Source organism: Streptomyces sp. RB17 (genome assembly GCF_009604455.1).
In the GTDB taxonomy this organism is placed as follows: Bacteria; Actinomycetota; Actinomycetes; order Streptomycetales; family Streptomycetaceae; genus Streptomyces.
In genome coordinates, this window is sequence record NZ_WEGL01000003.1 from 760,991 (window position 1) to 785,791 (window position 24,801).

27 protein-coding genes are annotated in these 24,801 nt (G+C 69.4%); 7 read left to right on the top strand and 20 right to left on the bottom strand.

Annotated features, from left to right (window positions below; translation table 11 throughout):
• Genes nuoL through SRB17_RS17290 form a run of 12 tightly spaced genes read right to left on the bottom strand, consistent with a single transcriptional unit; the run spans nt 1 to nt 12,834 of the window.
• Nucleotides 1–1,947 carry an NADH-quinone oxidoreductase subunit L gene (nuoL, locus tag SRB17_RS17235; protein ID WP_323375731.1) on the bottom strand — a complete coding sequence of 649 codons (1,947 nt, stop codon included), beginning with the start codon at nt 1,945–1,947 and terminating at the stop codon, nt 1–3.
• A 15-nt stretch (nt 1,948–1,962) separates the two neighbouring features.
• Complete coding sequence (gene nuoK / locus SRB17_RS17240) at nt 1,963–2,262, bottom strand: NADH-quinone oxidoreductase subunit NuoK (RefSeq protein ID WP_023547474.1); 300 nt, start codon at nt 2,260–2,262, stop codon at nt 1,963–1,965.
• Nucleotides 2,259–3,101 (bottom strand): NADH-quinone oxidoreductase subunit J, encoded by an 843-nt coding sequence (locus SRB17_RS17245; protein ID WP_153539432.1) that lies wholly within the window; start codon nt 3,099–3,101, stop codon nt 2,259–2,261. The genes nuoK and SRB17_RS17245 overlap by 4 nt, the downstream gene beginning before the upstream one ends.
• Nucleotides 3,101–3,739, bottom strand: coding sequence for an NADH-quinone oxidoreductase subunit NuoI (nuoI, locus tag SRB17_RS17250; protein WP_153539433.1), 639 nt, complete (start codon nt 3,737–3,739; stop codon nt 3,101–3,103). The genes SRB17_RS17245 and nuoI overlap by 1 nt, the downstream gene beginning before the upstream one ends.
• A complete protein-coding gene (gene nuoH, locus SRB17_RS17255) occupies nt 3,732–5,096 on the bottom strand; it encodes an NADH-quinone oxidoreductase subunit NuoH (RefSeq protein WP_153539434.1) in 1,365 nt (454 codons plus the stop codon). The genes nuoI and nuoH overlap by 8 nt, the downstream gene beginning before the upstream one ends.
• Entirely contained in the window at nt 5,093–7,597 is a 2,505-nt protein-coding gene (locus SRB17_RS17260; RefSeq protein ID WP_153539435.1) for an NADH-quinone oxidoreductase subunit G, read from the bottom strand. The genes nuoH and SRB17_RS17260 overlap by 4 nt, the downstream gene beginning before the upstream one ends.
• On the bottom strand, nt 7,594–8,943 hold the full coding sequence (gene nuoF / locus SRB17_RS17265; RefSeq protein WP_323375732.1) for an NADH-quinone oxidoreductase subunit NuoF: 1,350 nt from the start codon (nt 8,941–8,943) through the stop codon (nt 7,594–7,596). The genes SRB17_RS17260 and nuoF overlap by 4 nt, the downstream gene beginning before the upstream one ends.
• Nucleotides 8,940–9,806, bottom strand: coding sequence for an NADH-quinone oxidoreductase subunit NuoE (gene nuoE / locus SRB17_RS17270; RefSeq protein WP_323375734.1), 867 nt, complete (start codon nt 9,804–9,806; stop codon nt 8,940–8,942). The genes nuoF and nuoE overlap by 4 nt, the downstream gene beginning before the upstream one ends.
• Nucleotides 9,803–11,143, bottom strand: coding sequence for an NADH-quinone oxidoreductase subunit D (locus SRB17_RS17275; RefSeq protein ID WP_323375736.1), 1,341 nt, complete (start codon nt 11,141–11,143; stop codon nt 9,803–9,805). Before SRB17_RS17275 ends, nuoE begins: the two co-directional genes overlap by 4 nt.
• Nucleotides 11,140–11,910 (bottom strand): NADH-quinone oxidoreductase subunit C, encoded by a 771-nt coding sequence (locus tag SRB17_RS17280; protein ID WP_323375738.1) that lies wholly within the window; start codon nt 11,908–11,910, stop codon nt 11,140–11,142. The genes SRB17_RS17275 and SRB17_RS17280 overlap by 4 nt, the downstream gene beginning before the upstream one ends.
• Entirely contained in the window at nt 11,907–12,461 is a 555-nt protein-coding gene (locus tag SRB17_RS17285) for a NuoB/complex I 20 kDa subunit family protein (protein WP_007383964.1), read from the bottom strand. The genes SRB17_RS17280 and SRB17_RS17285 overlap by 4 nt, the downstream gene beginning before the upstream one ends.
• A 13-nt stretch (nt 12,462–12,474) precedes the next feature.
• Nucleotides 12,475–12,834 carry an NADH-quinone oxidoreductase subunit A gene (locus SRB17_RS17290; RefSeq protein ID WP_003992243.1) on the bottom strand — a complete coding sequence of 120 codons (360 nt, stop codon included), beginning with the start codon at nt 12,832–12,834 and terminating at the stop codon, nt 12,475–12,477.
• A 752-nt stretch (nt 12,835–13,586) separates the two neighbouring features.
• Here SRB17_RS17290 and SRB17_RS17295 point away from each other — a divergent pair.
• Nucleotides 13,587–14,384 carry a C40 family peptidase gene (locus SRB17_RS17295; protein WP_153539437.1) on the top strand — a complete coding sequence of 266 codons (798 nt, stop codon included), beginning with the start codon at nt 13,587–13,589 and terminating at the stop codon, nt 14,382–14,384.
• A gap of 151 nt (nt 14,385–14,535) precedes the next feature.
• Nucleotides 14,536–15,162 (top strand): peptide deformylase, encoded by a 627-nt coding sequence (def, locus tag SRB17_RS17300; protein WP_153539438.1) that lies wholly within the window; start codon nt 14,536–14,538, stop codon nt 15,160–15,162.
• Nucleotides 15,163–15,169: 7 nt separating this feature from the next.
• Here the strand turns inward: def and SRB17_RS17305 are convergent, their stop codons facing one another.
• Nucleotides 15,170–16,462 carry a geranylgeranyl reductase family protein gene (locus tag SRB17_RS17305; RefSeq protein WP_323375741.1) on the bottom strand — a complete coding sequence of 431 codons (1,293 nt, stop codon included), beginning with the start codon at nt 16,460–16,462 and terminating at the stop codon, nt 15,170–15,172.
• A 96-nt stretch (nt 16,463–16,558) separates the two neighbouring features.
• Between SRB17_RS17305 and SRB17_RS17310 the strand changes: the two genes are divergently transcribed.
• Together SRB17_RS17310 and SRB17_RS17315 are read left to right on the top strand one after the other, a co-directional pair.
• Nucleotides 16,559–17,077, top strand: a complete 519-nt coding sequence (locus SRB17_RS17310; RefSeq protein WP_323375742.1) for a GNAT family N-acetyltransferase — start codon at nt 16,559–16,561, stop codon at nt 17,075–17,077.
• A gap of 109 nt (nt 17,078–17,186) precedes the next feature.
• The gene (locus SRB17_RS17315; protein ID WP_323375744.1) at nt 17,187–17,495 is read left to right on the top strand and encodes a PASTA domain-containing protein; all 309 of its coding nucleotides are present in this window, start codon (nt 17,187–17,189) and stop codon (nt 17,493–17,495) included.
• Nucleotides 17,496–17,510: 15 nt separating this feature from the next.
• Here SRB17_RS17315 and SRB17_RS17320 read toward each other — a convergent pair whose 3' ends face one another.
• The 6 genes from SRB17_RS17320 to SRB17_RS17345 form a co-directional block, all read right to left on the bottom strand.
• Nucleotides 17,511–18,206 carry a demethylmenaquinone methyltransferase gene (locus tag SRB17_RS17320; protein WP_323375745.1) on the bottom strand — a complete coding sequence of 232 codons (696 nt, stop codon included), beginning with the start codon at nt 18,204–18,206 and terminating at the stop codon, nt 17,511–17,513.
• A gap of 112 nt (nt 18,207–18,318) precedes the next feature.
• On the bottom strand, nt 18,319–18,924 hold the full coding sequence (locus SRB17_RS17325) for a hypothetical protein (protein ID WP_153539441.1): 606 nt from the start codon (nt 18,922–18,924) through the stop codon (nt 18,319–18,321).
• 7 nt (nt 18,925–18,931) lie between these two features.
• Nucleotides 18,932–20,131, bottom strand: a complete 1,200-nt coding sequence (mqnC, locus tag SRB17_RS17330; RefSeq protein ID WP_323375749.1) for a cyclic dehypoxanthinyl futalosine synthase — start codon at nt 20,129–20,131, stop codon at nt 18,932–18,934.
• Between the two features lie 120 nt (nt 20,132–20,251).
• On the bottom strand, nt 20,252–20,995 hold the full coding sequence (locus SRB17_RS17335; protein ID WP_153539443.1) for a prepilin peptidase: 744 nt from the start codon (nt 20,993–20,995) through the stop codon (nt 20,252–20,254).
• 142 nt (nt 20,996–21,137) lie between these two features.
• Nucleotides 21,138–21,563, bottom strand: a complete 426-nt coding sequence (locus SRB17_RS17340) for a hypothetical protein (RefSeq protein WP_153539445.1) — start codon at nt 21,561–21,563, stop codon at nt 21,138–21,140.
• A 98-nt stretch (nt 21,564–21,661) separates the two neighbouring features.
• Complete coding sequence (locus SRB17_RS17345; RefSeq protein ID WP_323375751.1) at nt 21,662–22,510, bottom strand: menaquinone biosynthesis protein; 849 nt, start codon at nt 22,508–22,510, stop codon at nt 21,662–21,664.
• 298 nt (nt 22,511–22,808) lie between these two features.
• On the opposite strand from SRB17_RS17345, the gene SRB17_RS17350 reads away from it, so the two are divergent.
• Nucleotides 22,809–23,012: a cold-shock protein gene (locus SRB17_RS17350; protein WP_003992177.1), complete on the top strand. Its 204-nt coding sequence runs from the start codon at nt 22,809–22,811 to the stop codon at nt 23,010–23,012.
• Between the two features lie 131 nt (nt 23,013–23,143).
• On the opposite strand, the gene SRB17_RS17355 is transcribed toward SRB17_RS17350, so the two are convergent.
• Nucleotides 23,144–23,707 (bottom strand): helix-turn-helix domain-containing protein, encoded by a 564-nt coding sequence (locus tag SRB17_RS17355; RefSeq protein WP_153539448.1) that lies wholly within the window; start codon nt 23,705–23,707, stop codon nt 23,144–23,146.
• A 68-nt stretch (nt 23,708–23,775) separates the two neighbouring features.
• Between SRB17_RS17355 and SRB17_RS17360 the strand changes: the two genes are divergently transcribed.
• Both SRB17_RS17360 and SRB17_RS17365 read left to right on the top strand, forming a co-directional pair.
• Complete coding sequence (locus SRB17_RS17360) at nt 23,776–24,489, top strand: AzlC family ABC transporter permease (RefSeq protein WP_153539450.1); 714 nt, start codon at nt 23,776–23,778, stop codon at nt 24,487–24,489.
• A complete protein-coding gene (locus tag SRB17_RS17365) occupies nt 24,486–24,800 on the top strand; it encodes an AzlD domain-containing protein (RefSeq protein ID WP_153539452.1) in 315 nt (104 codons plus the stop codon). Before SRB17_RS17360 ends, SRB17_RS17365 begins: the two co-directional genes overlap by 4 nt.
• Nucleotide 24,801: the final 1 nt, after the last annotated feature.

A 24,801-nucleotide genomic window follows, 5' to 3' on the forward strand; every position in this document is an offset into this window, starting at 1 on the left:
TCAGACCGCCCTCATCAGCAGGGTCGCGGCGACCAGGAGTGCCGCACCGCCGAACATCGAGACCGCGTAGGAGCGGGCGAAGCCGTTCTGGATCCGGCGGAGCCGTCCGGACAGGCCGCCGAAGCCGGCCGCCGTGCCGTTGACGACACCGTCGACCAGGGTGTGGTCGACGTAGACCAGGGAGCGCGTCAGATGCTCGCCGCCGCGTACCAGGACGACATGGTTGAAGTCGTCCTGGAGCAGGTCGCGGCGGGCCGCGCGGGTGAGCAGAGAGCCGCGCGGGGCGACGGCCGGGACGGGCTTGCGGCCGTACTGTGCCCAGGCGATGCCGACGCCGATGACCAGGCAGACCATGGTGGCGCCGGTGACCGCCGCCGCGCTGACCGGGGAGTGGCCCTCGCTGTGCCCGGTGACCGGCTCCAGCCAGTGCAGGAAGCGGTCGCCGAGGTTGAAGAAGAAGCCGCCGGCCACCGATCCCACCGCCAGCACGATCATGGGGATCGTCATGACCTTGGGCGACTCGTGCGGGTGCGGCTCGGCGTGCTCGCCGTGGATCTCGGCGGCGGGCTCCACGCTCGGTTCGGCGGGGGACGGGCTCGGGGCGTGCCGCCAGCGTTCTTCTCCGAAGAACGTCATCAGCATCACGCGCGTCATGTAGAAGGCGGTGATGGCCGCGCCCAGCAGGGCCGCGCCGCCGAGGATCCAGCCCTCGGTGCCGCCCTTGGCGAACGCCGCCTCGATGATCTTGTCCTTGGAGAAGAAGCCGGACAGGCCCGGGAAGCCGATGATGGCGAGGTAACCGAGACCGAAGGTGACGAAGGTGATCGGCATGTACTTCCGAAGGCCGCCGTAGCGGCGCATGTCGACCTCGTCGTTCATGCCGTGCATGACGGAACCGGCGCCGAGGAACAGCCCGGCCTTGAAGAAGCCGTGCGTCACCAGGTGCATGATCGCGAAGACGTAGCCGATGGGGCCGAGGCCGGCCGCCAGCACCATGTAGCCGATCTGCGACATGGTCGAGCCGGCCAGCGCCTTCTTGATGTCGTCCTTCGCGCAACCGACGATCGCACCGAAGAGGAGCGTGACGGCGCCTACGACGGTCACGGCCAGCTGGGCGTCGGGGGCGGCGTTGAAGATCGCGGCGGAACGGACGATCAGGTACACGCCCGCGGTCACCATCGTCGCCGCGTGGATCAGGGCCGAGACCGGGGTCGGGCCCTCCATGGCGTCCCCGAGCCAGGACTGCAGCGGGACCTGGGCGGACTTGCCGCAGGCGGCGAGGAGCAGCATCAGCGCGATGGCGGTGAGCTTGCCCTCGGACGTGTCGCCGGCGTGTCCGAAGACCGGACCGAAGGCGAAGCTGCCGAAGGTGGTGAACATCAGCATGATCGCGATCGACAGGCCCATGTCGCCGACGCGGTTGACCAGGAAGGCCTTCTTCGCGGCCGTCGCGGCGCTGGGCTTGTGCTGCCAGAAGCCGATCAGCAGGTACGACGCGAGGCCGACGCCCTCCCAGCCGACGTACAGCAGCAGGTAGTTGTCGGCGAGGACGAGCAGCAGCATCGCGGCGAGGAACAGGTTCAGGTAGCCGAAGAAGCGGCGGCGGCGCTCGTCGTGCTCCATGTACCCGACCGAGTACAGGTGGATCAGCGAGCCCACGCCCGTGATGAGCAGGACGAATGTCATCGACAGCTGGTCGAGGCGGAAGGTGACGTCCGCCTGGAAGCTGCCGACCGAGACCCATGTCCACAGATGCTGGGTCAGTGTGCGGTGTTCGGCGTTCTTTCCGAGCAGGTCGGCGAAGAGGATCACGCCGAACACGAAGGACGCGGTCGACAGGAGCGTGCCGATCCAGTGGCCGACGGCATCGAGCCGTCGGCCGCCGACCAGGAGGACGGCCGCTCCGAGCAGGGGCGCCGCGATGAGCAGCGCGATCAGGTTCTCCACGATTCTTCCGACCCCTTACAGCTTCATCAGGCTGGCGTCGTCGACCGAGGCCGAGTGGCGGGTACGGAACAGCGACACGATGATCGCGAGGCCCACCACGACCTCCGCGGCGGCGACGACCATCGTGAAGAAGGCGATGATCTGGCCGTCGAGGTTGCCGTGCATCCGGGAGAAGGTGACGAACGCGAGGTTGCAGGCGTTCAGCATCAGCTCGATGCACATGAAGACCACGATGGCGTTGCGCCGGATGAGTACGCCGGTCGCGCCGATCGTGAACAACAGGGCGGCGAGGTAGAGGTAGTTGACCGGGTTCACTTCGACGCCTCCTCGGGCCGCTTGAACGTCGCCGGCTCGATCGCCGTGCGCTCCAGACGTTCCTGTGCGCGCTGCTCCAGCGCCCGCAGGTCGTTGAGCGCCTCCGCCGACACGTCACGGATCTGGCCGCGCTCGCGCAGCGTCTTGCTGACGGTCAGCTCGGACGGGGTGCCGTCGGGCAGCAGGCCCGCGATGTCGACCGCGTTGTGCCGTGCGTAGACACCGGGGGCGGGCAGCGGCGGGACGTTCTTCCCGTCGCGTACGCGCTGTTCGGACAGCTCACGCTGGGTCTTGGCGCGCTCGGTGCGCTCGCGGTGGGTGAGCACCATGGCGCCGACGGCGGCGGTGATGAGCAGGGCGCCGGTGATTTCGAAGGCGAAGACGTACTTGGTGAAGATGAGGGAGGCGAGGCCCTCCACATTGCCGTTGGCGTTCGCCTGGCCGGTGCCGGCGAAGTCCTTCAGGGAGGCGTTCCCGATGCCTGCGAACAGCAGGACTCCGAAGCCGACACCGCACAGAAGGGCCAGCCAGCGCTGGCCCTTGATGGTCTCCTTCAGCGAGTCCGCGGCCGTGACGCCGACGAGCATCACCACGAACAGGAACAGCATCATGATCGCGCCGGTGTAGACGACGATCTGTACGACCCCCAGGAAGTAGGCGCCGTTGGCGAGGTAGAACACCGCCAGGACGATCATGGTCCCGGCGAGACAGAGCGCGCTGTGCACGGCCTTCTTCATGAAGACGGTGCACAGGGCGCCGATCAACGCGACGGTACCGAGGACCCAGAACTGGAAGGCCTCGCCTGTGGACGTGGTGTAGGCGGCGAGCTGCGTCGTCATCAGCCGATCACCTTCTCCGAGGCCGGTTCGTCCTCGCCGAAGGTCGACGCGGCCTCCTGCGGGACCTCGCCCTTGGACAGGGCGACCTGGCGGACCGTGCCGGGCGCGGCCTGGGTGACCAGACCCCGGTAGTAGTCCTGTTCGTCGGTCCCCGGGAAGATCGCGTGCGGCGTGTCGACCATGCCCTCTTCGAGGCCGGCGAGGAGCTGTTCCTTCGTGTAGATGAGGTTGGCGCGGCTGGAGTCGGCCAGCTCGAACTCGTTGGTCATCGTCAGCGCGCGCGTGGGGCACGCCTCGATGCACAGGCCGCACAGAATGCAGCGGGCGTAGTTGATCTGGTAGACGCGGCCGTACCGCTCGCCCGGCGAGTAGCGTTCCTCGTCGGTGTTGTCGGCGCCCTCCACGTAGATGGCGTCGGCGGGGCAGGCCCAGGCGCACAGCTCGCAGCCGACGCACTTCTCCAGGCCGTCCGGATGGCGGTTGAGCTGGTGCCGTCCGTGGAACCGCGGAGCCGTGGTCTTCTTCTGCTCCGGGTACTGCTCGGTCAGCCGCTTCTTGAACATGGCCTTGAAGGTCACGCCGAAGCCGGCCACGGGGTTCTGGAAACCGGGCTTGGTCTCCTTGGGCTCCTCAGCCATCCGACGCCTCCTTTCCATCCGAAGATCCGTCACTGACAGTGTCCGCCCCGCCACTGACAATCAACTCTCGCTCGCGGTGCGAGCGGCGCCTGGGCACCGGCGGCAACTCCTGTCCGGGCAGTGGTGGTACGGGGAATCCGCCCGCCATCGCGTCGAATCCGGCCGGCTCGGCGGCGGGCTGTTCGGCCGCCTTGGCCTTCTCCCGGAACATGTCGACGACGAAGGAGATCACCACCAGGGCGAGAACTGCGCCGAGGACGGGCAGGGCGATGCTCGGGAAGTCGTAGTGCTCGTTGCGCAGGGCCCGTACGGTCGCCACCAGCATCAGCCAGGTCACGGAGACCGGGATGAGGACCTTCCAGCCGAGCTTCATCAGCTGGTCGTAGCGGACGCGAGGGAGCGTGCCGCGCAGCCAGATGAAGAAGAACAGCAGCAGCTGGACCTTGATCACGAACCAGAGCAGCGGCCACCAGCCGTGGTTGGCACCCTGCCAGAAGGAGCTGATCGGCCAGGGGGCGCGCCAGCCGCCGAGGAACAGCGTGGTCGACACGGCCGACACCGTCACCATGTTCACGTACTCGGCGAGCATGAACATCGCGAACTTGATGGACGAGTACTCGGTGTTGAACCCGCCGACCAGGTCGCCCTCGGACTCCGGCATGTCGAAGGGGGCGCGGTTGGTCTCGCCGACCATCGTGACGATGTAGAGGATGAACGAGACCGGCAGCAGCAGGATGTACCAGCGGTCGTGCTGCTGGGCCACGATCGTGGACGTCGACATCGATCCCGAGTACAGGAACACGGAGGCGAACGCCGCGCCCATGGCGATCTCGTAGGAGATCATCTGCGCGCAGGAGCGCAGGCCGCCGAGGAGCGGGTAGGTGGATCCGGAACTCCAACCCGCCAGGACGATGCCGTAGATGCCGACGGAGGCGACCGCGAGGAGGTAGAGCACCGCGATCGGCAGGTCGGTCAGCTGCATCGTGGTGCGCGTGCCGAAGATCGAGATCTCGTTGTCGGCCGGGCCGAAGGGGATCACCGCGATCGCCATGAAGGCCGGAATGGCCGCGACGATCGGCGCCAGGACGTAGACCACCTTGTCGGCGCGCTTGACGATGAGGTCTTCCTTGAGCATCAGCTTCACGCCGTCGGCGAGCGACTGGAGCATGCCCCAGGGGCCGTGCCGGTTCGGGCCGATGCGCAACTGCATCCAGGCGACGACCTTGCGCTCCCAGACGATGGAGAACAGCACGGTCACCATCAGGAAGGCGAAGCAGAACACGGCCTTGACGACGACCAGCCACCAGGGGTCGCGGCCGAACATCGAGAGGTCTTCAGCTGCGAGGTACGGGCTCATGCCTCCACCTCCTTGGGGGCCTGTTCGGCGGATGCCGCCGGGCCGATGCGGACGAGTGAGCCGGGCCGTGCCCCGGTGTCGGAGGCGACGCCGGCGCCGACGGAGTTCAACGGAAGCCAGACCACCCGGTCGGGCATCTCGGTGATCCGCAGCGGGAGTTCGGTGGTGCCGGCAGAGCCGGTGACGGCGAGGGCGTCGCCGTCCTTGACGCCCGCCTCGGCCGCCGTCGCCGCCGACACGCGCGCGTGCGCGGCGTGCCGGGTTCCGGCGAGCGCCTCGTCCCCCTCCTGGAGGACGCCCTGGTCGAGCAGCAGCCGGTGCCCGGCGAGCACGGCCTCGCCGGCGGCCGGGCGGGGCAATACGCCCGCGGACTCCTGGGGGTCCACGGCGCGCGGGCCGTCCCAGGGGCCGAGCCGGTCGATCTCCGCGCGCGTGGTGCGCAGATCCGGCAGGCCCAGGTGGATGTCCATGGCGTCGGCCAGCATCTGCAGCACGCGCGCGTCGGTCGGTGCCAGGCGGCGGGTCATCTGGTCGGGCTTGAGGGCGGCGTCGAAGAAACGCACCCTGCCCTCCCAGTTGAGGAAGGTGCCGCCCTTCTCGGCGACCGCCGCGACCGGCAGGACGACGTCGGCGTGCTCGGTGACCTCGCTGGGCCGCAGCTCCAGCGACACCAGGAAGCCGACACTGTCGAGTGCCTCACGCGCGCGTGCCGGGTCGGGCAGGTCGGCGACCTCCACCCCGGCGACCACCAGCGCGGACAGTTCGCCGGTAGCGGCGGCCTCGATGATCTGGTGGGTGTCGCGGCCGTAGCGCAGCGGGAGTTCGGCGAGCCCCCAGACGGCGGCGACCTCTTCCCGCGCGCGTGGGTCGGTCGCCGGGCGGCCGCCCGGCAGCAGCGACGGCAGCGCGCCCGCCTCGACGGCGCCGCGCTCGCCGGCCCGGCGCGGGATCCACACCAGCTGGGCGCCGGTCGCCGCGGCGGCGCGTACGGCGGCGGTGAGGCCGCCTGCGACCGTGGCGAGCCGCTCACCGACGACGATGACGGCGCCCTCGGTGCGCAGGGCCTCGGCGGCGCGGGTACCGGGCTCCTCCAGGCCGACGCCGCTCGCGAGGGCGTCCAGCCACTCGGTCTCGGTGCCGGGCGCGGCCGGCAGCAGGGTGCCGCCCGCCTTCTCAAGGCCCCGGGTCGCGTGTGTGGCCAGCGCGAACACCTTCTGCTTGCGCTTGCGCCAGGCCTTGCGCAGCCGCAGGAAGACGCCGGGCGCCTCCTCCTCCGACTCGAAGCCGACCAGCAGGACCGCGGGCGCCTTCTCCAGAGAGGTGTACGTGACGCCCGTGCCGTCGAGGTCACGGCCGCGGCCGGCCACCCGGGAGGCCAGGAAGTCAGCCTCCTCGCCGCTGTGCACGCGCGCGCGGAAGTCGATGTCGTTCGTGTCGAGCGCCACGCGCGCGAACTTGCTGTACGCGTAGGCGTCCTCGACGGTCAGCCGACCGCCGATGAGGACACCGGCCCGGGAGCGGGCGGCGGCCAGGCCCCGCGCCGCAGCGTCCAGGGCTTCCGGCCAGGACGCGGGCTCCAGGACGCCGTCGGCGCCCCGGACGAGCGGGGTGTCGAGACGATCCTTCTGCTGCGCGTACCGGAACGCGAAGCGTCCCTTGTCGCAGATCCACTCCTCGTTGACCTCGGGGTCGTTCTCGGCGAGCCGCCGCATGACCTTGCCGCGCCGGTGGTCGGTGCGGGTGGCGCAGCCGCCGGAGCAGTGCTCGCAGATCGACGGCGAGGAGACGAGGTCGAAGGGGCGGGAGCGGAAGCGGTAGGCCGCCGAGGTGAGCGCGCCGACCGGACAGATCTGGATGGTGTTGCCGGAGAAGTACGACTCGAACGGGTCGCCCTCGCCGGTGCCGACCTGCTGGAGTGCGCCACGCTCGATGAGCTCGATCATCGGGTCGCCCGCGATCTGGTTGGAGAACCGGGTGCAGCGGGCGCACAGCACACACCGCTCGCGGTCGAGCAGCACCTGTGTGGAGATCGGAACGGGCTTCTCGTACGTCCGCTTCTTGCCGTCGAAGCGGGACTCGGCGTTGCCGTGCGACATGGCCTGGTTCTGCAGTGGGCACTCGCCGCCCTTGTCGCAGACCGGGCAGTCCAGCGGGTGGTTGATGAGCAGCAGCTCCATCACACCGTGCTGGGCCTTCTCCGCGACCGGCGAGGTGAGCTGGGTCTTCACCACCATGCCGTCGGTGCAGGTGATGGTGCAGGACGCCATCGGCTTGCGCTGGCCCTCGACCTCGACGATGCACTGACGGCATGCACCGGCGGGGTCGAGCAGGGGGTGGTCGCAGAACCGCGGGACCTCGATGCCGAGCTGTTCGGCGGCCCGGATGACCAGGGTGCCCTTGGGCACGCTGATCTCGACGCCGTCGATCGTCAGCGTGACGAGGTCCTCCGGCGGGACCGACGCCTCTCCCCCACCCGTGGGAACACTGGTGGTCACGGTCATGCGTTCACCTCCGGGCGGTCCGCCCAGGCCGTCGACTTGGCCGGGTCGAAGGGACAGCCCCGGCCCGTGATGTGCTGCTCGTACTCCTCGCGGAAGTACTTCAGTGAGGAGAAGATCGGGGACGCGGCGCCGTCGCCGAGGGCGCAGAAGGACTTGCCGTTGATGTTGTCGGCGATGTCGTTGAGTTTGTCGAGGTCGGACATGACGCCCTTGCCGGCCTCGATGTCCCGTAGCAACTGCACCAGCCAGTACGTCCCTTCGCGGCAGGGCGTGCACTTGCCGCAGGACTCGTGGGCGTAGAACTCGGTCCAGCGGGTCACCGCCCGCACCACGCAGGTCGTCTCGTCGAAGCACTGCAGGGCCTTGGTGCCGAGCATCGACCCGGCGGCGCCGACGCCCTCGTAATCAAGCGGGACGTCGAGGTGCTGGTCGGTGAACATCGGCGTCGAGGAGCCGCCCGGCGTCCAGAACTTCAGGCGGTGCCCGGGCCGGATGCCGCCGCTCATGTCGAGGAGCTGGCGGAGCGTGATGCCGAGCGGGGCCTCGTACTGGCCGGGGCTGGCGACATGGCCGCTGAGCGAGTAGAGCGTGAAGCCCGGGGACTTCTCGCTGCCCATCGACCTGAACCAGTCTTTCCCGTTTTTCAGGATCGCGGGAACCGACGCGATCGACTCGACGTTGTTCACAACAGTCGGACAGGCGTAGAGGCCTTCCACCGCAGGGAAGGGGGGACGGAGCCGCGGTTGACCACGGCGGCCTTCGAGCGAGTCCAGCAGTGCGGTCTCCTCACCGCAGATGTACGCGCCGGCGCCCGCGTGCACGGTGAGCTGGAGGTCCAGCCCGCTGCCCAGGATGTTCTCGCCGAGGTAGCCCGCCGCGTAGGCCTCGCGCACGGCCTCGTGCAACCGCCGCAGAACGGGGACGACTTCACCACGCAGATAGATGAAGGCATGCGACGACCTGATGGCATAACACGCGATCACAATGCCCTCGATGAGGCTATGCGGGTTCGCGAAGAGGAGCGGGATGTCCTTGCAGGTCCCGGGCTCCGACTCGTCGGCGTTGACAACTAGATAGTGCGGTTTTCCATCACCCTGCGGAATGAACTGCCACTTCATTCCGGTCGGGAATCCCGCGCCGCCGCGGCCGCGCAGACCGGAGTCCTTGACGTACGCGATCAGGTCGTCCGGTGACATGGCGAGCGCCTTGCGGAGCCCCTCGTACCCCTCGTGCCTCCGGTAGACGTCCAGAGTCCAGGACCGGTCCTCGTCCCAGAAGGCCGACAGCACGGGTGCGAGCAGCTTCTCGGGGCTCGAGTCCTTGAGTTCGGGTGCCACGGTCATCACTCCCCCTCCTCTGCAGTAGGCCCTGCGGGGTGAGCCGGGTCGGAGGCCGATGTGTCCAGCGGCGCGTCATGGGAACTGAGGTGCTCGGCCGGCGACGGCTCGTGCACCCTGTCCTGCGGTTCCCCATGCGGACCTCCGCGCGGATGGACCACGCGCGCGGGTGCGGCCTCTCCCCTTGCCAGGCGAAGGCCCACCAGCGACGCGGGTCCCGCACCGCCGCCCTCCTCGACGGCCCCGGGCCGCTCGTCGGGGAAGCCGGCGAGGATCCGCGCGGTCTCCTTGAACGTGCACAGCCGCGCCCCGCGCGTGGGCTGTACGGGCCGTCCCGCGCGCAGATCGTCGACCAGGCGCTTGGCGCTGCCCGGCGTCTGGTTGTCGAAGAACTCCCAGTTGACCATCACGACCGGCGCGAAGTCGCAGGCCGCGTTGCACTCGATGTGCTCCAGGGTGACCTTGCCGTCGTCGGTGGTCTCGCCGTTGCCGACGCCCAGGTGTTCCTGGAGGGTCTCGAAGATCGCGTCTCCGCCCATCACCGCGCACAGCGTGTTGGTGCACACGCCCACCTGGTAGTCGCCGGAGGGCTTGCGCCGGTACATGGTGTAGAAGGTGGCGACGGCGGTCACCTCGGCCGTGGTGAGGTTCAGCATGTCCGCGCAGAACTGCATTCCGGTGCGCGTGACATGGCCTTCCTCCGACTGCACGAGGTGGAGCAGCGGGAGCAGGGCGGACCGGGAGTCCGGGTAGCGCGCGATGACCTCGCGCGCGTCCGCCTCCAGCCTGGCCCGGACGTCGTCCGGGTAGGCCGGCGCGGGCAGTTCGGGCATGCCCAGGCTGACGCCCCGCTCCGAAGAAGAGGTGGTCACCGGTCGACGCCTCCCATCACGGGGTCGATGGACGCGACGGCGACGATCACGTCGGCGACCTGGCCGCCCTCGCACATCGCCGCCATGGCCTGCAGGTTGGTGAAGGACGGGTCGCGGAAGTGGACCCGGTAGGGGCGGGTGCCGCCGTCGGAGACGGCGTGGACACCGAGTTCGCCCTTGGGGGACTCGACGGCCGCGTACGCCTGTCCCGGCGGGACGCGGAAGCCCTCGGTGACGAGCTTGAAGTGGTGGATCAGGGCCTCCATGGAGGTGCCCATGATCTTCTTGATGTGGTCGAGGGAGTTGCCGAGTCCATCCGGTCCGAGGGCGAGCTGGGCGGGCCAGGCGATCTTCTTGTCGGCGACCATGACCGGGCCGGGCTGGAGCCGGTCCAGGCACTGCTCGACGATCCTGAGCGACTGGCGCATCTCCTCCAGGCGGACCAGGAAGCGGCCGTAGGCGTCGCAGCTGTCGGCGGTCGGGATCTCGAAGTCGTACGTCTCGTAGTCGCAGTACGGCTGTGCCTTGCGCAGGTCGTGCGGCAGACCGGTGGAGCGCAGGATCGGGCCGGTGGCGCCGAGGGCCATGCAGCCGGCCAGGTCGAGATAGCCGATGTCCTGCATGCGGGCCTTGAAGATGGGGTTCCCGGTGGCGAGCTTGTCGTACTCCGGGAGGTTCTTCTTCATCTTCTTCACGAACTCGCGGATCTGGTCCACCGCGCCGGGCGGCAGGTCCTGGGCGAGTCCGCCGGGGCGGATGTACGCGTGGTTCATCCTGAGGCCCGTGATGAGCTCGTAGAGGTCGAGAATCATTTCACGATCACGGAAGCCGTAGATCATGATCGTGGTGGCGCCGAGCTCCATGCCGCCGGTGGCGATGCACACCAGGTGGGAGGACAACCGGTTCAGCTCCATCAGGAGCACTCGGATGATCTTGGCGCGCTCGGTGATGTCGTCCTCGATGCCGAGGAGCTTCTCGACGGCGAGACAGTAGGCGGTCTCGTTGAAGAAGGACGTCAGGTAATCCATGCGCGTGACGAAGGTGGTGCCCTGCGTCCACGTGCGGTACTCGAGGTTCTTCTCGATGCCGGTGTGCAGATAGCCGATGCCGCAGCGGGCCTCGGTGACCGTCTCGCCCTCGATCTCCAGGATCAGCCGGAGCACCCCGTGGGTGGAGGGGTGCTGGGGACCCATGTTGACGACGATGCGTTCGTCGTCGGCGCGGGTCGCGGACTGGACGACCTCGTCCCAGTCGCCACCGGTGACCGTGTAGACGGTGCCCTCGGTGGTCTCCCGCGCCGAAGCGGCCGACGCGGCGGATGCTGACTGCGTGCTCACGAGTACGACCTCCGCTGGTCCGGAGCCGGGATCTGGGCGCCCTTGTACTCGACGGGGATGCCGCCGAGGGGGTAGTCCTTGCGCTGCGGGTGGCCCTGCCAGTCGTCCGGCATCATGATCCGCGTCAGGGCCGGGTGACCGTCGAAGACGATTCCGAAGAAGTCGTAGGTCTCGCGCTCGTGCCAGTCGTTCGTCGGATAGACGGAGACGAGGGACGGGATGCGCGGGTCGGCGTCGGGGGCGCTGACCTCGAGGCGGATCAGCCGGTTGTGGGTGATCGAGCGCAGGTGGTAGACGGCGTGCAGCTCGCGACCCTTGTCGTGCGGGTAGTGGACGCCGCTGACGCCGGTGCACAGTTCGAAGCGCAGGGCCGGGTCGTCGCGCAGGGTGCGGGCGACGCGGAGCAGGTGCTCGCGTTCGATGTGGAAGGTGAGCTCGCCGCGGTCGACGACCGTCTTCTCGACGGCGTTCTCCGGGAGCAGTCCCTGTTCCTCCAGGGCGCCCTCCAGTTCGTCGGCGACCTCGTCGAACCAGCCGCCGTAGGGGCGGGTCGCCGGTCCCGGGAGTCGGACCGAGCGGACCAGCCCGCCGTAGCCGGAGGTGTCGCCGCCGTTGTTGGCGCCGAACATGCCGCGCTGGACGCGGATCTCCTCGCCGCCCTGGCCGCGCCGGCCGGGGAGGTTGGAGGCGGAGAGGTCCTTCTCGGGGTTCACCCCGTTCGCGGACCCGTTCACGCCGCCCGTGCCGTTGCCGTTCGCGTCGCTCACCGCAGCAGCCCCTTCATCTCGATCGTGGGCAGGGCCTTGAGCGCCGCCTCCTCCGCCTCGCGGGCCGCTTCCTCGGCGTTGACGCCGAGCTTGGAGGACTGGATCTTCTGGTGGAGCTTGAGGATCGCGTCCATCAGCATCTCGGGGCGGGGCGGGCAGCCCGGCAGGTAGATGTCGACCGGGACGATGTGGTCGACGCCCTGGACGATCGCGTAGTTGTTGAACATGCCGCCCGAGGAGGCGCAGACGCCCATGGAGATCACCCATTTCGGGTTGGGCATCTGGTCGTAGACCTGGCGGAGCACCGGCGCCATCTTCTGGCTGACCCGGCCCGCGACGATCATGAGGTCGGCCTGGCGCGGTGAGCCGCGGAAGACCTCCATGCCGAAGCGCGCCAGGTCGTACCGGCCGGCGCCGGTGGTCATCATCTCGATGGCGCAGCAGGCGAGGCCGAAGGTGGCCGGGAAGACGGACGCCTTGCGCACCCAGCCCGCGGCCTGCTCGACGGTGGTCAGCAGGAAGCCGCTCGGCAGCTTTTCTTCGAGTCCCATGTCCTAAGGCCCCTCAGTCCCATTCCAGGCCGCCGCGCCGCCATACGTACGCGTACGCGACGAAGACGGTGAGCACGAAGAGCAGCATCTCCACGAGCCCGAAAATCCCCAGGGCGTCGAAGGTGACGGCCCAGGGGTAGAGGAAGACGATCTCGATGTCGAAGACGATGAAGAGCATCGCCGTCAGGTAGTACTTGATGGGGAAGCGCCCGCCGCCGGCCGGCGTGGGGGTCGGCTCGATACCGCACTCGTAGGCCTCGAGCTTGGCGCGGTTGTACCGCTTCGGACCGATCAGCGTGGCCATGACCACGGAGAAGATCGCAAAGCCTGCCCCGAGGGCTCCCAGTACGAGGATGGGCGCATACGCGTTCACCGCTCCTCGCTCCTCTCAGTCGGCGCTGACTGCTGGCGGTTGCACTGGTGCACTGCACTCACTTCCGCCTCACCGGTCCCACAAACCCCGCCGTCCCGGGCGAAGATCGAGAACATGTGAAGCAGGTCACAAGCCCAGTTGCCACGCATCTTATGCCCGCGGCTCTGTGATCTGCGACACGGGGTATTGCACGAGCTTTGTGATCTCCACCACCTGACGAAGGATCATGAAGTCGGATGATGAGTGATCTTCATACGCGAAGCGTTCAGTTGATCACCAGAAGTGACATTCTCGCTCGTCATCGCAGGCCGGAGGATGCGTCTCCATATCAAGAGAGTTCCGCTGCATGCAAATTGGCGTGGGACGCAGGCGCCTGCTAAATGGGCGCGTTCACACATCAGAGGGAGGTGCGGGACGCGATGTGGACGCGGGTCCGAACGCGTGCACGCGTTCACGAGCCCCTCACGCGCGGGACGCCACGTTTCCGGTGACCGTTCCGTGACCTCCGCCACATCAATGAGAGGACTCTGAGAACCGGGCTTGGCCAATGACCTCAACCGATGGTAGGCGGGGGGCAATTCGGGCGTAATGATCAAAGACCGTGATCAAGCCCTTGATCACCGACGTCCGCAATGTCCGTTACGGCGTCAATAAAGAGCGACACGCCTGGGATTCCAGGTCTCGATTGAGCAACTGTGGCGCAGCACACGTTTCTTGAAGATATGAAGGAGCCCCTGGTACCGCTTATTCCCATGTCCCACACCGCTCACATACGCAGCCACCGGAAGCCCCGCCGCAGCGCGTCGTCCCTCGCGATGCGGGCCGGAGTTGCCGGTGGCGTCCTCAGCACCCTGGCAGTCGCCGGGGCGTCCGGCTCGGCGAACGCGGCCGAGCCGGTGACGCAGACCCTCGAACTGCCCACCCTGACGGCCGACCTGGCCGCCCAGGCGGCCCAGTCCGCGGACGCCACCCAGCAGGCCGCCGCGAACTACCAGCTGCAGGCCGAGCGTGACGCGGCCGCCGCAAAGGCCGCGAAGCAGGCCAAGGCGGACCTCGCCGAGGCGAAGCAGAAGGCCGCCGAGGCCAAGAAGAAGGCCGAGGAGGCCGCCCGCAAGGCCGCCGCCGAGCGTGCCTCGCGCAACGCGGAGCGGACGACGCTCGCCGCCACGGACACCGGGAGCACGTCCACGGCCACCGGTTCGGCCGCGTCCGTCATCTCCTTCGTGAAGGCGCAGATCGGCAAGTCCTACGTCCTGGGCGCCTCCGGCCCGAGCGCCTACGACTGCTCCGGCCTGGTGCAGTCCGCCTTCAAGCAGATCGGCGTCAGCCTGCCGCGTGTCTCCCAGGACCAGTCGACCGCCGGCACGCAGGTCTCGCTGAGCAACCTGCAGCCGGGCGACATCCTCTACTGGGGCAGCGCGGGCAGCGCGTACCACGTGGCGGTGTACGTCGGCGACGGTATGTTCGTCGGAGCGCAGAACCCGTCCACCGGCATCGTCGAGAAGCCGCTGTCGTACGACCCGCCGACCGGCGCCGTGCGGGTGCTCTGAGCACCTCGCACACCTCTCAACGCGCATAGGGCCGCAGCCGCTCGGGGGCAGCGGCCCTGGCGTCGTTCCCGGCGCGCCACAGGGCCCTTCCTGGCATGCTCTGCGCGGGCCGCCGTACGGCGGTCCGTCCATGAGCGAAGGAGAGCGCGTCATGCCACGCGTGTTCGTACAGGGAAGGCCCGCCGACCGCTACCCCCGCCACGCCCCCGAGGCCGGGCGTGGTGCGGTGCGCCGGATCACCGAGGTCGGCGAGGAGGTCCTGCACAAGCCCTGCCGGGACGTGACGGAGTTCGGGCCCGACCTCGCCGCGCTCATCGACGACATGTTCCTCACCCTGTATGTCGCCCAAGGGGCGGGACTTGCCGCGAACCAGGTAGGGGTCGATCTGCGGCTGTTCGTGTACGACTGCCCCGATGACGACGGAGTCCGGCATGTCGGACACATCGTCAATCCGGTGCTCGAAACGCCCACGAGCGGGCGGCGGTTGCTGGAGGAGGGCGAGGGCTGCCTGTCGGTGCCGGGTGCCGTGATGGCCGTACCGCGGCCGGACCGGGCCGTTGTGCGTGGGCAGGACAAGGACGGCAGCCCGATTGCCATCGAGGGCAGGGGGTACTTCGCGCGCTGCCTCATTCACGAGACCGACCACACCAACGGGTACATCTACCTGGATCGGCTCTCCAAGCGGGAGAAAAAGGATGCCCTGCGGCAGATGGCGGACCGACGGGACGAGGTGTTCGCCCGCCGGGCCGCCAGGGCCGAGGAGCTGAGCCCGGCCTAGAAGAGGCTCACGCCTTCGGGGCCACCTTGCTCAGGCCGTTGATGATGCGGTCCATCGCGTCGCCGCCCGTGGGGTCGGTGAGGTTCGCGAGGAGTTTGAGGGTGAACTTCATCAGCATCGGGTGCGTGAGACCCCGCTGGGCGGCGATCTGCATGACCTTCGGGTTGCCGATGAGCTTCACGAAGGCACGGCCGAGCGTGTAGTAGCCGCCGTAGGTGTCCTTGAGGACGCGCGGGTAGCGCTGCAGGGCGATCTCGCGCTGGGCGGGCGTGGCCCGCGCGTGGGCCTGGACGATGACGTCGGCGGCGATCTGGCCGGACTCCATGGCGTAGGCGATGCCCTCGCCGTTGAAGGGGTTCACCAGGCCGCCGGCGTCACCGACGAGCAGCAGGCCGCGCGTGTAGTGGGGCTGGCGGTTGAAGGCCATGGGGAGGGCGGCGCCGCGGATCGGGCCGGTCATGTTCTCCGGGGTGTAGCCCCAGTCCTCCGGCATGGAGGCGCACCAGGCCTTGAGGATCTCGCGCCAGTCCAGCTCCTTGAAGGAGGCGGAGGTGTTCAGCACGCCGAGGCCGACGTTCGAGGTGCCGTCACCCATGCCGAAGATCCAGCCGTAGCCGGGCAGCAGCCGGTCCTGGGCGCCGCGGCGGTCCCACAGCTCCAGCCAGGACTCCAGGTAGTCGTCCTCGTGGCGGGGGCTCTCGAAATACGTCCGGACCGCGACGCCCATCGGACGGTCCTCGCGGCGGTGCAGGCCCATCGCGAGGGACAGGCGGGTGGAGTTGCCGTCGGCGGCCACCACGAGCGGCGCGTGGAAGCTGACCTCGCGCTTCTCCTCGCCGAGCTTGGCGGTGACGCCGGTGATGCGGCCGGTGCGGTCGTCGATGACGGGGCCGGAGACGTTGCAGCGCTCGAACAACCGCGCCCCCGCCTTCTGGGCGTTGCGGGCGAGCTGCTCGTCGAAGTCGTCGCGCTTACGGACCAGTCCGTAGTTCGGGTAGGCGGCGAGATCCGGCCAGTCCAGCTGGAGGCGGGAGCCGCCGCCGATGATGCGCAGGCCCTTGTTGCGCAGCCAGCCGGCCTCCTCGGAGATGTCGATGCCCATGGCGACGAGCTGCTTGACCGCGCGCGGGGTGAGGCCGTCGCCGCACACCTTCTCGCGCGGGAACTCGGTCTTCTCCAGGAGCAGGACGTCGAGGCCGGCCTTGGCGAGGTGGTACGCGGTCGTGGAGCCGGCCGGCCCCGCGCCCACGACGATCACATCGGCGGTGTTCTCGGAGAGGGGCTCGGTCTCGACGGTCACGGCGGGATCTCCCCAGTTCGAAATCTGTGTGCCGACCGGCACTGGACATGGGCAGTCTATTCAGCAGAATTGATCACCCGGCTGAAGGGCTGCCCTGTGAACCGACCACTCCCCGCGGTACGGCTGCGGGTTCCCACCCACGAGGACGCGATCGCCTGGCACCGGGTCTTCGACGACCCCGAGGTCATGGAGTTCTACGGCGGCAAGCCGGCGGCCCTGTCGGTCTACGAGGAACTCACCGCGCGGCAGCGGCGGCACGACGCCGAGCTCGGCTTCTGCCTGTGGACCATGCTGGACGAGGCCGGCGAGGTCATCGGCTTCACCGGGGCGCAGCCCTGGCGGCCGGACTGGGGGCCGGTGGGCGAGATGGAGATCGGCTGGCGGCTCGGCCGCGCGCACTGGGGCAAGGGGTACGTCACCGCGGCCGCGCGCGAGACGCTCGAGCGGGTGCGGACGGCCGGGGTCAAGGAGGTGGTGGCGATGGTCCGGCCGGGCAACGAACGGTCGATCGCGGTGACCCGGCGGCTCGGTATGCGCCCGGCGGAGAGCTATCCGCATCCCACTCTGGACGAGGACGCCCTCTGTTTCCGGCTGAGCCTCGGCGACACAGAGTAGTCATCTGTCACAGAAAGACACCGGCTCCTTCCGGCCGGGGCGCACGGGAGTTACCCTTCCAGTACCGCTGGGGGTGACATCTGTGCGCATAACACCCAAAACACCCGAAGTGCGCGTGCCGCGGCTGGTCGGACTGATGGCCGTGGACGCGCGCGAATCGGCCCGGGCGCAGGGCCTGTTCCTCAATGCGCCGGACCGCCCCGACTTCCACCTCGCGGTCGTGGACTACGTCGTACGCCAGTACCCGCAGCCCGGCGCCGAGGTGCCCCGGGACTCCATGGTGTACGTGTGGTTCGACTTCGGTGAGGGCGAGGGCGGCGGTGGCGTGCGCGAGCCACGCATCCCACGGCCGCCCACGGGCGGACTGCAGCGCGAGCTCGGTGAGCCCGGGGACGCCTTCGAGACCATCAACCGCTAGCCCCCGTGCAGCGCCTCAGCTCTCCTTGAAGCCCCGGTGCAGCGCGACCACACCCCCGGTGAGGTTGCGCCAGGCCACCTTCGACCAGCCCGCCTTGCGCAGCCGCTCGGCGAGGGCGGGCTGGTCGGGCCAGGCGCGGATGGACTCGGCGAGGTAGACGTACGCGTCCGGGTTCGAGGACACCGCCCGCGCCACCGGCGGCAGCGCCCGCATCAGGTACTCGGTGTAGACGGTCCGGAAGGGCGCCCAGGTCGGGTGCGAGAACTCGCAGATCACCACCCGTCCGCCGGGCCGGGTCACCCGGTACATCTCCGCGAGGGCCGCGTCCGTGTCCTGGACGTTGCGCAGCCCGAAGGAAATCGTCACCGCGTCGAAGGTGTCGTCCTTGAACGGCAGCCGCGTCGCGTCGCCGGCCGTGAACGGCAGCCAGGTGTGCCTCTTCTTGCCGACCTGCAGCATCCCGAGCGAGAAGTCGCACGGGACGACGTACGCGCCCGTGCGCGCGAAGGGCAGCGAGGAGGTCGCCGTACCGGCGGCCAGGTCGAGGATCTTCTGCGCGGGGCGCGCGTCGACCGCCTTCGCCACCTCCTTGCGCCACACCCGGTCCTGGCCGAGCGACAGCACGTCGTTCGTCAGGTCGTACCGTTCCGCCACGTCGTCGAACATCGAGGCGACTTCGTGCGGCTGCTTGTTCAGGGAAGCGCGGGTCACCCGCCCATTGTTGCAGCCCGCTCTCGCGGGAGGAGCCTGGGCTTCTCCCGTGCCGCGACATCCTCCACCCGGCCGCACAGGGAGGCGTTCGCGGGGGAGGCCGTCGACGGAGTCAGCGGCGTCTGAACACCAGTCGGCCTGCCAGCACCGTCGCCACGCACGTGCCCGCTCCCCGTTCGGTCAGTTCCTCCTCGTCGCGGACGTCGAAGACGGCGAAGCGGGCGGCCGAGCCCCGGTCGCGGGCAGGGGCGAACACCGCCGGTACTCCGGTGGCGAACGGGTCGAGGGACGGGACACCGGCCGGGCGAGCGGCACGGCCCGCGAGCACCAGTCCGGTGCGCCGTGCGGCGTCGATGACCGCCTGGTTGCGCAACGGTTCGCAGGCCGCCGCGACCGTGCCGTGCGCCAGCATGCGCTGCACGCCGCGCCGGGCGCTCGCGCCCCAGCGGGCGTCGTCGAGCGCGAGCGCCGTGAGGGCGTCGCCGGTCAGCGGTTCGGTGCCCAGTTCGTCGACCTCCCGGGGATCCGGGTGGTACGACTCCTCCAGCAGCTCGGTGCCGTGCTTGTTGACGAGCCCGGGGGTGAGGATGCCGGGCCAGGTGCGCACGCGCGCGTGCGGGTGGGCGGCGACCAGCTCCTCCAGCGGGCCGGCGCCCGCGATCAGCTCGCCGTCGACGGCGAGGGCGTGGCCCCTGGAGTCCCCGTGAATCGTCAGCAAAACTGCCTCAGTTGGTTGCCAGCAGCTTCAGTTCGGGGTGGGCCGTTCCGCCCTCGATGGCCGTGGACGAGATGTGGGACATCACCCGCTCGTCGACGGGGTCGTTCGCCGGGTCGTCGTGGACGACCAGGTGCTCGTACGTCGTGGCGCGCTGCGCCGGGACGCGGCCCGCCTTGCGGATGAGGTCGATGATCTCCAGGCGGTTGGAGCGGTGCTTGGCGCCGGCCGAGGAGACCACGTTCTCCTCCAGCATGATCGAGCCGAGGTCGTCCGCGCCGTAGTGCAGCGACAGCTGGCCGACCTCCTTGCCGGTGGTCAGCCAGGAGCCCTGGATGTGCTGGACGTTGTCGAGGAAGAGGCGGGCGATCGCGATCATCCGCAGGTACTCGAAGAGCGTGGCCTGGGTGCGGCCCTTCAGGTGGTTGTTCTCGGGCTGGTAGGTGTACGGGATGAAGGCGCGGAAGCCGCCCGTGCGGTCCTGTACGTCCCGGATCATCCGCAGGTGCTCGATGCGCTCGGCGTTCGTCTCACCCGTGCCCATCAGCATGGTCGAGGTGGACTCCACGCCCAGCCGGTGTGCGGTCTCCATGATCTCCAGCCAGCGCTCGCCGGACTCCTTGAGGGGCGCGATGGCCTTGCGGGGCCGCTCGGGGAGGAGTTCGGCGCCGGCACCCGCGAAGGAGTCGAGGCCGGCCTCGTGGATCCGGGTGATGGCCTCTTCCACCGACACGCCGGAGATACGGGCCATGTGCTCGACCTCGGAGGCGCCGAGGGAGTGGATGACCAGCTGGGGGAAGGCGTCCTTGATGGCCTTGAAGTGCTTCTCGTAGTACTCCACGCCGTAGTCCGGGTGGTGGCCGCCCTGGAACATGATCTGGGTGCCGCCCAGCTCGACCGTCTCCGCGCACCGGCGCAGGATGTCGTCGAGGTCGCGGGTCCAGCCCTTCTCCGTGTCCTTGGGAGCCGCGTAGAAGGCGCAGAACTTGCACGCCGTGACGCACACGTTCGTGTAGTTGATGTTCCGCTCGATGATGTACGTCGCGATGTGCTCGATGCCGGCGTACTTGCGGCGGCGTACGGCGTCTGCGGCGGCGCCCAGCGCGTGCAGGGGGGCGTCCCGGTACAGGTCGAGGGCTTCCTCGGGCGTGATGCGTCCGCCCGCTGCGGCTCGGTCGAGCACGGACTGGAGGTCGGCCTTCTCGGTCACCGGGCGTCCCTTTCGTCAAGGAAATTGGAAGGTGCGCGCGAAGCGCTCGTACAAGGGTGGTGGTGGGCGACGGGTGGGCGGACCGAACCAGCCTACGCCAGCGCTTTCACCGTAAAGACGTCAGGCCGCGTACGCGCCGACCAGCAGCCCGGCGAGGGCCCCGGCCAGCAGGAAGGGGCCGAACGGGATCGCGGTCTTCCGTCCCGCCCGCCGTACGACGACGAGCACAGCGCCGTACAGCGCGCCGAGCAGGAAGCCGGCGAAGGCGCCGAGCAGGACGGTGGGCCAGCCGTACCAGCCGAGTACGGCGCCCATGCCGACGGCCAGCTTCACATCGCCGAAGCCCATGCCGGCCTGGTTGATGAGGTACAGCGCGTAGTAGCCGGCGCCGAGCACGAGGGCGCCGTACAGCGCGGTGAGCCAGTGGCCGGCGTGCTCGGGCAGGAGTGCGGCGAGGCCCAGCAGGGCGAGCGCGGAGGCGGCGAGCGGCAGGGTCAGCGGGTCGGGCAGCCGCTGCACCCGGAAGTCGACCACGGCCAGCAGCACCCCGACCGGCGCGAGCAGCAGCCAGACCGCCAGCTCCGGCCGGGTGCCCGTGGCGGCGGCGAGGGCGGCGCACGTCAGTGCGGTGACGAGGGAAGCGGGGAGGGCGGCGGCGGGAGGTACGTCCCCACGGCGGATCTCTCCCCCGCACGCGCCGCACGCGAGCCGGCCGATCCAGCCGCGGATCGGATGGCCGTCCGGGCAGTGGTCCCGCCAGGGCTCACCGGACGGTACGGCGAAGCGGTAGGCGGCACGGGGCAGCAGGGCGCCCACGAGTGCGCCCCACAACGCGGCGACGGCCGCCAGCGCCCCTGTGCCCATCCGGTCCCCCCGCTCCCGTAGCGCCCACCGTGCCCCATCGCGTCGTCCCGGTGTCCGGACGCGCCGGCACGGCAGCCCGTGGGCCCGGTCCCGGCTGCTTGCGGGGCCGGGCCCATGAGTCCGTACGACTTCCTATGCTGCCCTAGTAGTACGGGTTGTACGTCTTGCCGCTGTAACAGGTGGCCAGCGGGCTGGATCCCCGGACGTCCTCGACCTGGATGCGGGCGCTGACGATGCCGTCCTTGTGCGTGGCGGTTCCGGGGAAGGTCTTGCTCTTGCCCTTGCCGTCGCGGTTGTTGTGCCACGGGTAGTCGTAGCGGTCGCCCTTGCCCGTCGTGATGTCGAGCCGGACCCGCACGTAGGCGGTGTCCGCCGCCTTGTCCACGACGGTCTGCTGGACGGCGATCTCCTTCCTGCTCTTCCAGTTCCACACCATCGCGCCGAGGGCTCCCCCGTCGGACGTGGTGCACCTCTTGACCTCGGTCGCGGCCGAAGCGGACGAAGCACCCGTCATCGTCAGCGCGGCAGTGACCGCGGCTGCCGCGAACACGACGCCGTAGCGACGCATCAGATCCCCTCCCTGGAGTCGATCAACGACCTGACGGTAATCGAACAGGGCACCGGGGGAAGGGATTTGAGCGAGGGCCGCCGTGGGCTGCCGGCCGCCTACGGCGCCAGCAGGTCCACCTTCACGTCCGCCGGGAAGCCGGTCGTCGGGCCGACACGGCGGGCGAACTCGGCGACCGCCTCCAGCTGGGGGCTGCCGAAGCTGAAGTCGAGGGTGGTGAAGTACTGGGCCAGGGTCGCCTCGTCGAAGGCCTCCCAGCGGGCAGCCTGTTCGGCGACCTTGCCGACCTCCTCCAGGGAGAGGTTGCGGGAGGCGAGGAACGCCTCGTGGACCCGGCGGGTGATGAGCGGCTCGCGCTCCACGTACTCCCGGCGGGCCGCCCAGACCGCGAAGACGAACGGCAGGCCCGTCCACTCCTTCCAGAGCGCGCCGAGGTCGTGCACCTCGAGGCCGTAGCGCGGGCCGTCCAGCAGATTGGCCCGCAGCGCGGCGTCACCGATGAGGACGGCGGCCTCGGCCTCCTGCATCATCAGGCTCAAGTCGGGCGGGCAGGTGTAGTAGTCGGGCTGGACGCCGTAGCGCTCGGCGAGCAGGAGCTGGGCCAGGCGGACGGAGGTGCGGGAGGTCGAGCCGAGGGCGACGCGGGCGCCGTGCAGGCGGTCGAGCGGGACCTGCGAGACGATCACGCAGGACATCACCGGGCCGTCGCAGCCGACGGCGATGTCCGGGAAGGCGACCAGGTCGTCGGTGTTGCGCAGGAACTCGACCAGGGTGACGGGGCCGATGTCGAGGTCGCCGCGCACGATCTGCTCGCTGAGCTTCTCCGGGGTGTCCTTGGTGAGCTCGAAGTCGAGTAGGGTGCCGGTTCTCGCGAGCCCCCAGTAGAGGGGCAGGCAGTTCAGGAACTGGATGTGGCCGACGCGCGGCCGGGTGCGAGAATTGTCCACATCGCGAGACTAGACCCCGTCCTGTACGGTGCCGGGACCGGCCCCACCGTCAGCCCGCCGTCAAATGGCGCAGCGGATGTTCAAACATCCGAGTGACGTGATCTTGACCTCTATTGCTTTCCGCTGCGCGGATGCTAGGCTTGCTCGCAAGTTGCAGTTTGGTTTCCCTTGCAGTACAGAGCCTGCGGAGCATGTAACCGCAGGCTCTCGTCGTTTTCAGACGTATGCAGTTGTGCAGCACCGTTTCACACTTGCAGGTTCTGGAGCAGGGCAACCCTTTTGAGCCCAAGGAGGGCTTATGGCTACCGGAACCGTTAAGTGGTTCAACGCCGAAAAGGGCTTTGGCTTCATCGCCCAGGAGGGCGGCGGCCCCGACGTCTTCGTTCACTACTCCGCGATCAACGCCTCCGGCTTCCGCTCCCTCGAGGAGAACCAGCAGGTGAGCTTCGACGTGACGCAGGGCCCGAAGGGTCCGCAGGCGGAGAACGTCACCCCCGTCTGATCACTGCCTGATCGCAGAACCTGAGAGCAGTACCCAAGGAGCCCCGCGCCGTTCCGGCGACGGGGCTCCTGCCTTTCCAGCCGACGCGGTATGTGAATTCTGGGGGAATTCTCGGCGTTCGCCGCGTCCTGTTACGTGTGCTGCATGACGAGGACGAAGGTCGTGCCCGGCTCCAGCGCCTCGTACGAGTGCGGCACATCGCCCCGATAAGTCATGTAATCACCGGGACCGAGTTCGGCCTCCTCCCCCGCCGGACCCGCCTTGACCCGGCCCGAGCCGACGATCAGATGCTCGACCGTGCCGGGAATGTGCGGTTCCGAACTGCGCACCGCCCCGGGCTCGGTGCACAGGCGGTAGATGTCCCGCCGGGCCCCGGGAGGGCTGGCGGACAGCAGGGTGGCGACATACTCCGCCTGCCCCGAGGCGACCGACGGGCCCTCGCCGGCCCGGATCACCTGGACACTCGACACCGGCGGCTCCACCAGTGCGCTGAACGGCACCCCCAGCGCGACCGCGAGCGCCCAGAGCGTCTCCACGTTCGGATTCCCGCTCGCCGCCTCCAGCTGGGAGAGCGTGGACTTCGCGATTCCGGCACGTTTGGCCAGTTCGGACAGGGACAGGCCGGTGCGGGTGCGCTCGCGCTTGAGCGATGCGGCGATCCACTCCAGCGGGAGCCGGGCGGGAGGCTCGGACATGCTGTTCGCTCCATCGGTACGATCGTTCGGCTTGACGCACGGCCACTCTCCGTACCAGTGTAGAAAACATGCGTTCGGCACAACGAACTCGAACCCCTCGGCTGTCCGACGGCACCTCCCTGGTGCGCGACAGCTCACTCGTCTGGCTCGCCAGCGGCGTCGTCGGCGTCTCCTTCGGCGCCGTCTCGGTCGCCGGGGGGCTGCCGGTGTGGGTGCCGGTGGTGATGTCCCTGGTGGTGTACGCCGGCTCGGCCCAGTTCAGCGCGGTGGGTGTGCTGCTCGCCGGGGGCGGGCCGGCCGCCGCCGCGGCGACGGGGCTCCTGCTCAACACCCGTACCGCCGCGTTCAGTCTGGCTGTGGCGGACATCATCGGCACCGGCCGGGCGAGCCGTCTCCTCGGCGCCCATCTGGTCACCGACGAGACGGTCGCCTTCGCCCTCGCCCAGTCCGATCCGGTACGGCAGCGGAGGGCGTTCTGGATCTCCGGGCTCGGTCTGTTCGCCGTCTGGAACATCGGGGTGCTGGGTGGTGCGCTCGCCGGGGGCGCGCTGGGCGACACCACGCGGTACGGACTCGATGCCGCGTTCCCCGCGGTGCTGGTGGCGCTGGTGCTGCCGCAGGTGCGGGCGGACGCGGTGGTACGGCGGTGTGCGCTGGCCGGGGCGGCGGTGGCTCTGGCGGTCACGCCTGCCGTGCCGCCGGGGGTGCCGGTGCTGCTCGCCCTCGCCGGACTCTTCCTGCACCGGCGGCGGTCTGTGGAGTCCGTGGGGGCCGCCGGATGAGCGCCACGGTTGTCGTCGTTCTCGCGCTGGCCGTGGGCACGTACGCCTTTCGGCTGGTGGGGCCGGTGCTGCACGGGCGGGTCGCGATACCGGCACGGGTCCAGGAGCTGGCGTCGGCCGGGGCGGTGGTGCTGCTGGTCGCCCTGTTGGCCACGGGGGCGTTGACCGAGGGCGGGGGTTTCGCCGGGTTCGCTCGGCCGGCCGGGGTACTGGTGGGGCTGCTTCTGGCGTGGCGCAGGGCGCCGTTCGTCGTCGTGGTCGTGGGGGCGGCGGCGGTCACGGCGTTGCTGAGGGTGGCCGGGGTCGCCTGAT

Excerpts from the sequence above, each read along its gene's own strand:
- SRB17_RS17245 (WP_153539432.1), bottom strand. The coding sequence starts at position 3,101 with ATGACGACGCAGCTCGCCGCCTACACCACGTCCACAGGCGAGGCCTTC.
- nuoI (WP_153539433.1), bottom strand. The coding sequence starts at position 3,739 with ATGGCTGAGGAGCCCAAGGAGACCAAGCCCGGTTTCCAGAACCCCGTG.
- nuoH (WP_153539434.1), bottom strand. The coding sequence starts at position 5,096 with ATGAGCCCGTACCTCGCAGCTGAAGACCTCTCGATGTTCGGCCGCGAC.
- SRB17_RS17260 (WP_153539435.1), bottom strand. The coding sequence starts at position 7,597 with ATGACCGTGACCACCAGTGTTCCCACGGGTGGGGGAGAGGCGTCGGTC.
- SRB17_RS17285 (WP_007383964.1), bottom strand. The coding sequence starts at position 12,461 with ATGGGACTCGAAGAAAAGCTGCCGAGCGGCTTCCTGCTGACCACCGTC.
- SRB17_RS17295 (WP_153539437.1), top strand. The coding sequence starts at position 13,587 with ATGTCCCACACCGCTCACATACGCAGCCACCGGAAGCCCCGCCGCAGC.
- def (WP_153539438.1), top strand. The coding sequence starts at position 14,536 with ATGCCACGCGTGTTCGTACAGGGAAGGCCCGCCGACCGCTACCCCCGC.
- SRB17_RS17335 (WP_153539443.1), bottom strand. The coding sequence starts at position 20,995 with ATGGGCACAGGGGCGCTGGCGGCCGTCGCCGCGTTGTGGGGCGCACTC.
- SRB17_RS17340 (WP_153539445.1), bottom strand. The coding sequence starts at position 21,563 with ATGCGTCGCTACGGCGTCGTGTTCGCGGCAGCCGCGGTCACTGCCGCG.
- SRB17_RS17350 (WP_003992177.1), top strand. The coding sequence starts at position 22,809 with ATGGCTACCGGAACCGTTAAGTGGTTCAACGCCGAAAAGGGCTTTGGC.
- SRB17_RS17355 (WP_153539448.1), bottom strand. The coding sequence starts at position 23,707 with ATGTCCGAGCCTCCCGCCCGGCTCCCGCTGGAGTGGATCGCCGCATCG.
- SRB17_RS17360 (WP_153539450.1), top strand. The coding sequence starts at position 23,776 with ATGCGTTCGGCACAACGAACTCGAACCCCTCGGCTGTCCGACGGCACC.
- SRB17_RS17365 (WP_153539452.1), top strand. The coding sequence starts at position 24,486 with ATGAGCGCCACGGTTGTCGTCGTTCTCGCGCTGGCCGTGGGCACGTAC.